This window comes from Komagataeibacter intermedius TF2, assembly GCF_000964425.1.
Lineage (GTDB): Bacteria > Pseudomonadota > Alphaproteobacteria > Acetobacterales > Acetobacteraceae > Komagataeibacter > Komagataeibacter intermedius.
Genome location: NZ_BANF01000114.1, coordinates 1 through 10,768, shown reverse-complemented (window position 1 = coordinate 10,768; position 10,768 = coordinate 1). Strand labels below are relative to the sequence as shown.

4 protein-coding genes are annotated in these 10,768 nt (G+C 69.4%); all 4 read right to left on the bottom strand.

All coding sequences use genetic code 11. The features are described 5' to 3' along the window. Positions 1-223 precede the first annotated feature (223 nt). The 4 genes from B7449_RS13390 to bcsA all read right to left on the bottom strand — a co-directional run bounded on the left by B7449_RS13390 (position 224) and on the right by bcsA (position 10,755). Positions 224-4,138: a cellulose biosynthesis protein BcsC gene (locus B7449_RS13390; RefSeq protein ID WP_039736235.1), complete on the bottom strand. Its 3,915-nt coding sequence runs from the start codon at positions 4,136-4,138 to the stop codon at positions 224-226. 7 nt (positions 4,139-4,145) lie between these two features. Continuing rightward, positions 4,146-5,306: an acyltransferase family protein gene (locus B7449_RS13385; RefSeq protein WP_039736231.1), complete on the bottom strand. Its 1,161-nt coding sequence runs from the start codon at positions 5,304-5,306 to the stop codon at positions 4,146-4,148. An 84-nt stretch (positions 5,307-5,390) separates the two neighbouring features. After that, complete coding sequence (locus B7449_RS13380) at positions 5,391-6,062, bottom strand: SGNH/GDSL hydrolase family protein (protein ID WP_039736233.1); 672 nt, start codon at positions 6,060-6,062, stop codon at positions 5,391-5,393. Positions 6,063-6,201: 139 nt separating this feature from the next. Continuing rightward, complete coding sequence (gene bcsA, locus B7449_RS13375) at positions 6,202-10,755, bottom strand: UDP-forming cellulose synthase catalytic subunit (protein WP_048883694.1); 4,554 nt, start codon at positions 10,753-10,755, stop codon at positions 6,202-6,204. Positions 10,756-10,768 lie beyond the last annotated feature (13 nt).

The following is a 10,768-nucleotide window of genomic DNA, read 5'->3' as shown; positions in this document are numbered from 1 at the left end:
CGGCGCGGGGCGCGCGGTCCAGCCCGCCGGCGGTCGTGTCGGCGGCGGGCACGCAGACCGTGTTCCCGCCTGCATCCGCCGGACACCCCGCCGCCTGCGCCGTTGCCGTGCCTGCCGCCATGGCCGCCATGAGGACGAAAGCCTGTCTGTGCAGTGTCATGTCATGCTGTTCCCGGAAGAGGCGGGACGCCCGCGGGCGTCCCGGCCGTGAAGGGTAAGGGGTTTACTGGCCATCGAGGGTATAGTGCGCCATCCACATGCCGCTGGTCTCCGACCAGCTGCCCGCGCGGCTGTATCCGCCTTCCAGCCCGATGCGCAGGCGGTGGTCCACCTGATAGACCAGCCGCCCGCGCATGTTGCCCGCCAGCCCGCTGGCCCCGCTGTCGCCATAACAGTCGGGCGGGTTGCCATCGGCGCGGTCCTGCAGCTGCGCGCTGGTCGGGAAATACGGCGCGGCGTTGCTGTGGTAATACTGGTAGCCCGCCTCCCCGCGCAGGAACCATGTCCAGCGCCGGTTGTGTCCCGACCATTCGACCGGCACCATGGCGCCGAAATACTGCCGGGGCGAGAAGTATCCGCCCTGCCCCCATGTAAAGAAGTAGGCATTGCGCCTGTAGCCGAAATACATGAGGTCGAGCCCCACGCGCAGCCACTGCCGGTCGTGGTCCTGCCACACTGTGGCGCTGCCGCCGGCGCCGGCCTCGGTCTCGGTATTGCCGATGACGTTGGTGCCGCTGAGATAGGCGAAGCCACCACCGGCATAGGCGTTCCATCCCCGCGCGGACCATTCCAGCGCGCCATGGCCGAACAGCCGCGTCACCCCGCCCCACAGCTTTCCGGTGCCCGGGTCGCGCTCGCCGGCATAGGACAGTTCGCTGTCGGTCACCATGCGCCGCCCGCCGCTTATGCGCAGGCCGAGGTTGCGGGTCAGGCGCGGGGCGAATTCCACCCCGCCCACCACGTTGGCGATGGGAAAGCCCAGCGGGGAGGACCCCACATCGGCCGCGAACCAGCGGTTGACGTAATTCAGGTCCAGCCCCACGCCCTGCGTATAGTAATGGTGATAGCCCCATGGCTGCGCCCCGTTGACCGCGACGGTCCCGAACTGGTGGGCGGAGACGGCACTGGTCAGCGGGTCGCCGGTGAACAGCAGGGTCGGCGTGACCGAGAAGGACAGTCGGTGGTCCCACGATTCAAAGGGCAGGGTCGCGGTGATGGGCACGGCGAATTCCGTCAGCTGCCCCAGCCCCGCAACACCGGTGCGGCTGCGCACGAAAGTATTGGCGTCGAACTGCGGCGACACGGAATCGCGCAGGTAGACGATCTGGCGGTCCATCGCCTGGGCGCCGTCATCCTCGGGGATGTAATGATAGCTCGCCGGCAGGGTCGCGCCATGCAGGTCGATATATGCGCTGTCGATGAGGGGCCAGCGGTAATCGGACACGAAGCTTTCATGCCCGCCGCATTCCCCTTCCCCATCAAGCGTGCACTGGGCGTGGCGGGCGTGTTCCACGTCCGCCAGCTGGCCACGGCTGTTGCCCTCGATACGCTCGATGTCGGAACGGACCTCCCAGCTCATCGGGCCGTCGGGGTCCTCGTGGGCCAGGCGGGCGGCGTAGCCCTTCGCCTGCGCCAGGTGGTGCGCGCCGCCCGCGTCACGGGCGGCGGCGGCCAGGGCGTAGATGTTCGCAGGCTTCAGCCGCAGCGCCGTCTCGTCCTCGTCCAGCGCGCGCGTGGCCATGTTGCGGGCCTGGTACACCCGGCCCATGGCCAGGTGGGCCTCGACGGAATCGGGGTGGGCGCGCAGCACGGGGGCCAGCACCTGTGCCGCCTGCGCCGTCTGGCCATAGCGGTCGAACCCGTCGGCGGTCATGACCGCAAGGCCGATGGCGACCTGTTCGCGCGCGCGGGCCTGCCCGGCGGTGATATCGGCGGGACGGGCCTTCGCCATGGCGTCGAAGGCGTCAAGGCAGCGCGTCGTGTCGAAGGCGGAGCGCAGGCGCAGATAGGTCCCGGCATAGGCCAGCATCTGCGCGGGCGTGGGCGGCTGCGTCAGGCTTTCCCCGCGCGCCAGCGCCTGGCGCGCGTCCTGCGGCGCGTGGCGCGCCAGCAGGGCGGCGGCGATGCGCATGCCGCGTTCGCCCGTGGGGTCGGGCTGGTCGGCCAGCGCCAGCACGGCGGCGTTGCCAGCCGCGGGCGCGTGGCTGAGGGCGGCAATCCGCTGGTCCAGCACCACCAGGCTGGCCAGGCGGTCCATGTCCGGCGTGCGCCCCGTGCGGGGCATGCGGTCAAGCAGCGCGCTGGCGGTGGCCGTGTCATGGCGGCCCATGGCGTAGATGATGCCCGCCTGCAGGGCCTGCGCGGAGGCGTTGCGCGGCGCGGTCAGCGCATCCATCACCGCCTGCGCCGCCGCATGGTCGCCCGCGTCGTCCAGCGCATGCGCCAGCTTCAGCCGCACCCACGGGTCGTCGGGGTCCAGCGCCTGCGCGCGGCGCAGCAGGACGATGCGCCCGTCATCATCCCCCGCCCGGTCGGCCTGCGCCGACAGCATCATCGCCTCCAGCCGCCGCGCCATGACCGGGCTGAGCCGCTGCAGGCGGGTCAGGATGTCCGCGGCTTCCGTGCCGTCACCCACCTGCACGTCCAGCGCGCCGAGATTGAACAGCGCCCCGGCATCGCGCGGCGCGCGGCGCGCGACCTCGCGGTACAGCCGCACGGCATCCGCCGTGTCGCCCTGCCTGCGCGCCAGCGCCGCCTGCAGCGACAGCACCGTCAGCCCGTAGCCCGGCCGGTGGCCCAGCGTGGCCAGGTCGGCGCGCGCCGCGTCATAACGTCCGTCATTGATGGCCTGCACGATCCGCGCGACCAGCGGGTCCACGCCGCCGCCCGTCTCCAGCGCCTTCAGCGCCGCGTGCCAGTGCGCGGCCGCATCGGGACCGGCCTGCATGGCCTGCAGGAAATACTGCCGCGCCAGCGCCGGCTGCTGGCGGGCCTGCGCCACCAGCCCCAGCCCGCCCAGCGCGTCGGGATCATGGGGGTCGATTTCCACCGCGCGGTGGAATTCGCGCGCCGCCGCGTCCAGCATGTGCCGCGCCAGCAGCGCATAGCCCTGCTGGCGGGCATTCGCCGCGTCAACGCCGGCCTGCGTCTCCTGCGCCTTCTTCAGGCGGATGGTGAACTCCGTGTCATCGGGGTGCAGCGCCAGCCACTCATTATAGAGCGGGATGCTCTGCCCCGTGATCGGCTCCCACAGCAGCGCGTCGCGCCAGGCGGCGACCGCATCGCTGCGGATCTGGGCCGACACGCTGGAGCGCGCCAGCACGCGCAGCCCGTCCAGCCCCTCGGCGCGCGAGGTGACGCGATAGGTCAGGATCCGGTCCAGGCACAGCCGCGCGTCGATGTCGCGCGGGTTGCGCGCGACCCATGCCGCAAGCTTTGTGCGCGCTTCCTGGTATCCCAGGATGGTCGCCCCCAGCACGCGGTAATATTCCAGCGCCAGATCGGGCGGCGGGTCACCGTTCCTGAACAGGGCCTTATATTTGAACATCGCGGGCATCATCCTGCCCGATGCCGCCAGGGCGCGCGCCTCCGCCAGCGCCCTGGGGTCCACCGGGCCCGCCTGGATCTGCGCCTTCAGGTCGGCCACCAGCCCCGCCGGCGCATTCTGGCGTTCCAGACGCTCGAGCGTGCGCGTGGCCTGCGCGGCGGCGCCTTCGCCCATCTGCAGCCGCCCCTGCAGGAACAGGGCCTCGTTATTGTCGGGTTCGATGGACAGCGCGCGCTGGATCGTCTCGCGCGCCTTGCCCAGGTTATGCTGGCCCAGCCAGTAATACCCCTGGTCGAGCAGCAGTTCGAGCACGGCCGCCGCATGCGCCAGATGCGCCGCATCCGCCGCATCCGCCGCCGTGACGGGCAGCGTGGGGGCAGCCGGGGCCGCGGGCGCGCCCGCCACCGCCATGTGGCTGTCCTGCGCGCAGGCCGCCCCGCCGCCCGACGCGATCAGGCCGGCCATCACGGCACAGGCCACAAGCAGCCCGCCCTCGCGCCCGCGCATCGCGTCACACAGCAGCACCCAGCGCGCGGGGCCACGCCGCCACGCCGCCCCGTCGCGCGGGACAGGCCCGCGCGGTCGTATCATGTCATCCTTAATGGACACGGGACACATGGGAGATATAGGCCAGGACCGCCGCCAGTCCCAGGCAGGCCGCCACCAGCAGGGCCGCCCCGCGGTTGCGCGCGGCCACGGGGGCGCGGTCCTCGTAATCGAGGCCGGTGCGTTCGACAAGGACATAGCTGAGCAGGCTGACCACCATGACCAGCGCCAGCACGCCCGCCATCATCGCCCCGTGCACCTGGAAGAACAGCAGGTAGTTCGCCACCACGATGCCCGGCCAGTGCCACAGATAGACCGAATACGAGATCACCCCCAGCGGCGACAGCGGCACCAGGCACCACCGCCCCACCTGCGTGTCGGGCAGCATGATGATGAGGACCACCGCACTGCACGGGAACACCGTCATCCATGACGGGCATGCGGAGCTGAGGGGATAGAACAGACCCGCCCCCACGATGACCGCAACCGCCGCCGCATAGACCGCGTTCGCGGCAGCCGCGGGCAGCTTCGGGCGCGGCAGCATCCAGACCATCGTGCCCAGCGCGAACTGCCACAGCCGGTCGAAGATGTTGTAATAGGCCTGGCTGTCCCCCGTATACCAGGCATGGGCGCAGTACGCCGCCGAGGCGCTGAAGATGGCCGACAGCACCAGCCTGCGGTGCCGCGTCAGCGGCAGCAGCAGCGCCATGACGAAGATGATGGCGTAAAACTGCATTTCCAGCGACAGCGACCACGTGTGCAGGAACGGATAGGCCACCGCCTGCCCCTGGAAATACCCGACATGGCCCGACGCCCAGATGTTGGACAAATACACCAGCGCATACGCGCCATTGATCGCGATGTCGGCGCGGTCGCTCTGCAGCACCCACCACAGCATCCCCGCCGAGACCAGCGCCACCATGCACAGCAGTGCCGGCAGCAGGCGGTACAGCCTGCGGCATACGAAGCGCACCGGCTGGAACGGGTGCTGCATCAGCGCCGAGCGCCCCATGAAATACCCCGAGATCACCACGAAGACATCGACGCCGATGAACCCGCCCTTCAGCCATCCCGCATGGAACAGCACCACAAGGGCGATGGCCAGGCCGCGCAGCCCGTCAATGTCGCGCCGGCGGTTCCCGGGAAAGAAGTCGTTTTCCAGTATGGCGCGCCAGCGGCTGGGCGCGGGTGGGGTCGGGTTGAGTTGCAGCATCAGTGGGTTTCCATGGCATGCGCCAGTATCGGGCAGGGCGGCGGGGGCCCGGTGTTCGGGGCCGCCCGCCGCGTCAGGACGGGCTTACTGCGCGGGCGCGGGCGGCGCGTCCTTCAGCTTCTCCAGCTCGGGCAGCGTCGCCTGCACGATCGCATCGCCCCAGACCCTGTAGCTTTCGGGGGTGGCGTGGATGCCGTCGATGGTGTTCACGCTGCCCTGTTTGAGCAGGGCCGTCCCGTCGACATAGCTGCACGGCGCGACCTCGCCCTTGAGGAAGCCTGCCATTTCCGTCGCGCGCTGGTCGGTCTTGCCATAGCGCGGGCTGAACTGCCCCCAGGTCGGCCCGACCCAGATGCACGCCGTCCTGCCGATGGCGTAGGTCAGGGTCTTGACCTGTTCATCCACCCAGTCCTTCGACACGGCGTTCTGGCCATACGCCGCCATCGTGTCGCCCAGGATGACCATCACCACGTTGGGGTGCCACTTCTCGATCAGCGAGGTGATCGGCGGCGGGGAGGCAGGCTTCATGTCGGGCGCGCCGATCGGCGCATCCCCCACGCGTTCGGCGGCCCCACAGCCATTGTTGGGGTTGGGCACCACCCAGTCGGCTGCGGTGGACGAGCAGACGCCATACGTCACGACCTTCGCGCCCTGCCTGGTGAACTCATCGGGCAGCACCGAGAGCAGGGAGTCCTTGAAGGTGACGTGGCTGTCGCCAATGATCAGCAGGGTCAGGCCTGCAAGAAGGGCATTCATCTCGTGTTTCTCCAGTTCTGGATTGGATTGGTTCGGAAAGGCGCCATAGCCGCGCGCCGGGCGGGCCCGGCCTGTCCCGGCAGGCCTGCGGCCACGCCAGCGGGCATCGCAGATGCGGAAGGGGCGTGTATATGACCTATCACAACTCCCCCGTCAGGTCGTCGCGCGCGATCCGCCTGCGCGACCAGCCACGCAGCCACGCCCAGACCCCGAGCGCCGCCAGCCCCGCCCCGGCCAGCCCCGCCAGGTAAAGGGCCGAGGGGTGGTGGCCCAGGAACCAGTCAAGGCGCAGCCACAGCGGCAGGGAGCCCACGGTATAGACCGGCGCCGTCCGGTAGCTGGTGAACTGGTCCCCGTTCTTGAGCACCAGATCCCCCTGCAGCGACGGCAGGTCGCTCCTGTTGCGCAGGCTGAGCACCAGGTCATGGATGCGTTCGGGCGTATCGCCCGTGAACGCCACGACCGAGCGCTGGCTGTCATAGGGCGACTGCGCGGCCAGCAGCACCCCCGCGTCCACGATCGGCGCGTTGAGGCTGGCCGTCACCCCGTTCTTCAGCCCCGCATGGTCGCGGTCCTGGAACAGGTACCAGATCCCCTGCAGCCCCATGCGCTGGCCCACCGTGATGCGCCCGTCATGGATCACGTAGGGCGAGCGCGCCAGCAGGCCCGACGCCGCCCCCAGCTGCGCCGCCGTGCCCAGCACGACGATGTCGCCCTTCGGCGGGGCCTGCTCCACCTCGCCCGCGCCCATGATCGTAACGCCAGCCGACGGATACCATGTCGACGCGCCAAAGAAGCCCATGAGATCGAGGAACGCCCCCGTCGTGCCCGTGTCGGGGTGGTCGGGCAGGACGACGGTCGTCTCCGACAGGTCGGCCATGCGCGAGAACGGGAAGGCGGCCTCGGCGAAATAGGACAGGTTGGGCATCTCGGCGAAGTGGTAGCCGCGACGGAAGTCCAGCGTGGAATCCGAATCCACGCTCATGTGGATGTCGCCCGGCGTGCGGCGGCACGCGCCCCGGTCGATGGGACGGGCGTCAAAGTTGAACTGCAGCTGGTTCTGCCCGAACAGAAGCCATGGCGGCAGCGCCGTGACATGCCCCACGGCGCCCGCGTGCTGGTTGACCAGGCGTTCGGACCATTTGCGCCACAGCCCCGGCGGCGAGAGCGTATAGCTCTGCAGGTAGTTGTTGTTGAGGCTGACATCCACGCGCGAGGTCTCAAGATCCACCACCGGCCCGCCGGGCGCGCGGATCCACATGTTCATGAGGAACGGCCGCCCGCGCCACGTATACAGGTCCGGCGGCAGGTGGAACGGCAGCGTCATGCCCGCGGGCGCGAAGCCGCCGCCCTGCAGGTCCGCCGCCCCCACCAGTTCGCCAAAGCGCACCGGGCGGTCCGTCGGCACGAAGGCCGGGGCGTCATAGGGATGCCGCGCCCCGAGGCTGACATCACTGACCACCTTCGACGCCACCCCGCCCAGCGTATCGGGCGAGAACACCAGCGCGCGCGCCGCGACCTCGACCTCCTGCGGGGTGCGGCCCGTAACCACCAGCACCGTGCCCCAGCGGTCGTTGGGGTTGGCGATTTCGGCGAGCATCGGCCCGGCGGGCCTGCCGCCTCCGGCGTCAACCGGCAGGTTCACCCCCACCTCCACCGCGTTGCCCGAGGCGGGGATGGCGGTCGAGACCGGGAAGGACAGCTTGCGGAAATCGGCGATGCGGCCAAACCACGACGCCACCAGCCCCGCCGCCCGGAGCGCGCCCCTGTCCCCCGTCGCCGGCAGCACGACCGGCACGCGCAGGGTGGCGCGCTGGTTGGGATCGAAAAAGGGCGCGGGCAGGCGCGAAAGCCTGCGTTCGGGCGTGATGCGCACCGTCGTCAGCGTGATGCGCGACATGTCCGAGATGCGCGCCCACAGGATCTCGTTGAACAGGTCGTTGCAGTCGCGGCGGTATTCCCCGGCGAAGTGGAAATTGAGCTTGTTGTCGCCGGTGAAATACAGCGGGTCGATGTCAAAGCTTACCGGACCGAACTGCGGGTGCTGCGGGTCCACCTTCAGCGTGCCCACATACTGTTCGTTCAGCGTGACGGTCACCGCGCTCGCCTCGGGCAGCAGCGAAGGCGACAGCGCGCCCGACAGCGTCAGCTGCGCATGCGTCACCACCCGGTTGGCCGGCACCACCACATCCAGCCCCTGCAGCGGGGAATAGCCGCGCAGCGTCAGCGGTCCTGTCGTCGCGCCAAGGTTGCGGAACGTCAGCGTGCGCGTCACCTCGGCATCGCTGATCCGGTCGGCAGCGGCCGGGTCGATGGCCGGCGGCGCATCGGGAACAACCCCGGTATTGCTGTCCCCGAACGGCGTTTCCGCCGAAACCCCCGACTGGTCCGGGGACGGCGCCTCCTGCGCCATGGCCGCCGGGACCAGGGCCGTAAACGCGACAAACAGGGCGGCGGATACGGTAGCGCCATGACGCGCGCTACGGGGGACAGGTTTCAGCACGAAGCTTTGTTTCTCCAGTTTCTCTTCCGTGGCGGGAAGCTCGCCTTCCCCCATTTCATGCAGGGCGCGCGGCGCCTCCGCCGGGCGCCGCCGCAGCAGCCCGCCTATGCTGCGGAACACCATCGCCAGGCTGCGCAGCGGCCGGTCGGGCGCGAAATCCGCCCAGCTGGCCCACGCGTCGTTGCGGCCGAAGACCATGCTGACCACCTGGCGTTCATCCGCCAGATCGCGCACGGCCCATTGCAGCCGCAGCGCGCCGTCGCGCGCCTCCAGCACCCGCGCGGGCACGCCGACATGGATGCCGTCGCGCGCGTTGTCGTACCGCACGGTGACCGTGCCGCCCACCATGTCCGGCGCCGCAAGCCGCGTTCCCACCGCAAGGCCGCCGAGCGAGATGTCGCGCGTATGCCCCGCCATCTGCCGGCCATGGGCGTCGGTCACCACCACGGGCAGCCGCACGCTTACGCGCGGCGCGTTGCGCGTCTGCCGCGTCTCGCGCCCCACCGCGATCGACGCCAGCACGATGATCAGGCTGATCACCACCCACAGCGTGTTCAGGATGAAGGACTGCAGCGCCAGGCGGTCATGGAACTGCCACACGATGCCGAATACCCCGCGCAGCAGGGCCGCGCACAGCACCCCGGCGAGGATGACGTTGGGATAGACCGCGTCCCAGTCGAAATACCCCCGCGCCAGCAGCCCGCCCTTGTCCGTCACGTTGAACTTGCCCTTGTGCGGCTGCAGCAGGGTGACGATGGTGATGCGCACCAGGAACAGCGCCAGCGAGGTCTCGTAGATCTCGCTCCAGAAGGAATAGCGCCACCGCCCCTCGATGCGTGACAGGGTGACGACCGAATGGAAGATGTGCGGCAGCGCATAGACGCTGATGGCCAGCGGCGAGGCGGCGATGATGTTCTGGCCCAGGAACAGGAAGGCCAGCGGCGAGACAAGGAAGGTCAGCCGCGGGATGGCGAACAGGAAGTGCGACATGGCCGACAGGTAGCAAAGCCGCTGTTCCCACCGCAGCCCCGCCCCCAGCATGGGGTTGTCCAGCCGCATGATCTGGATCATGCCACGCGCCCAGCGCACGCGCTGGCCGATATGCAGGATCAGCCGTTCGGTCGCAAGGCCGGCGGCCAGCGGTTCGCGCAGATAGGCCGTTCCCCAGCCCCTGCGCTGCATCTTCAGCGCGGTATGCGCGTCCTCGGTCACGGTCTCGGTGGCGAAGCCGCCAATGCCCATCACCGCCTCGCGCCGGATGACGGCGCAGGAGCCGCAGAAGAACGTCGCATCCCAGAAGTCGTTGCCGTCCTGCACCAGGCCATAGAACATGTTGCCTTCGGGCGGCACGTGCATCCCGCCGGCGAGGTTCCGCTGGAACGGGTCGGGGGCGTAGAAATGGTGCGGCGTCTGCAGCAGCGCAAGCCGGGGGTCGGCCATCATCCAGCCGATGGTCCGCCTGAGGAACCCGCGCGTGGGCACGTGGTCGCAGTCGAAGATCACGGCGAACGGGCTGTCCGTCACCGCCAGCGCGTGGTTGAGATTGCCGGCCTTGGCGTGGTTGTTCTCGGCGCGGATGATGTAGCCCGCCCCCGCCGCCACCGCGAAATCGTGGAACGCCTTCCGCCGTCCGTCATCAAGGATGTAGACGTTCAGCCTGTCCGCGGGCCAGTCAAGGTCCAGCGCGCCGAGCACCGTCGAGCGGACAAGGGACAGCTCCTCGTTATAGGAAGGGACGAACACGTCCACGCTCGGCCACTGCGTCATGTCATCAGGCAGCGGGTGTTCCTTGCGCCGCAGCGGCCAGGCCATCTGGAAATAGCTCAGGCACAGCGTCATCAGCGCATAGGCCTCGGCCAGCAGCAGCAGAACGGCCAGCCCCGTCTGCAGCCAGTTGTCGAACTGCACCGTCGCCGTCAGCCGCCACACGATGTAGCGCAGCGACACCAGCAGCGACAGCATCATGAGGAATACGGTGATCCCCCGTCCCCGCCGCCGGCTGAGCACCAGCAGCAGCGTGACCGTGCCGATCGAGATCCATCCCTGCAGCGCGGGATCGATCTCGACCGACCCGACAAACGCCATGATGACAACGCCCGGCACCACCGGCACCCAGACCGGCACACGGTCAAGCCCCGTGCGCGCCAGCAGGTCAGAAACCTTCCCCGTCGTGAACCATGTTCCGTACATCGTCAGCTATGCC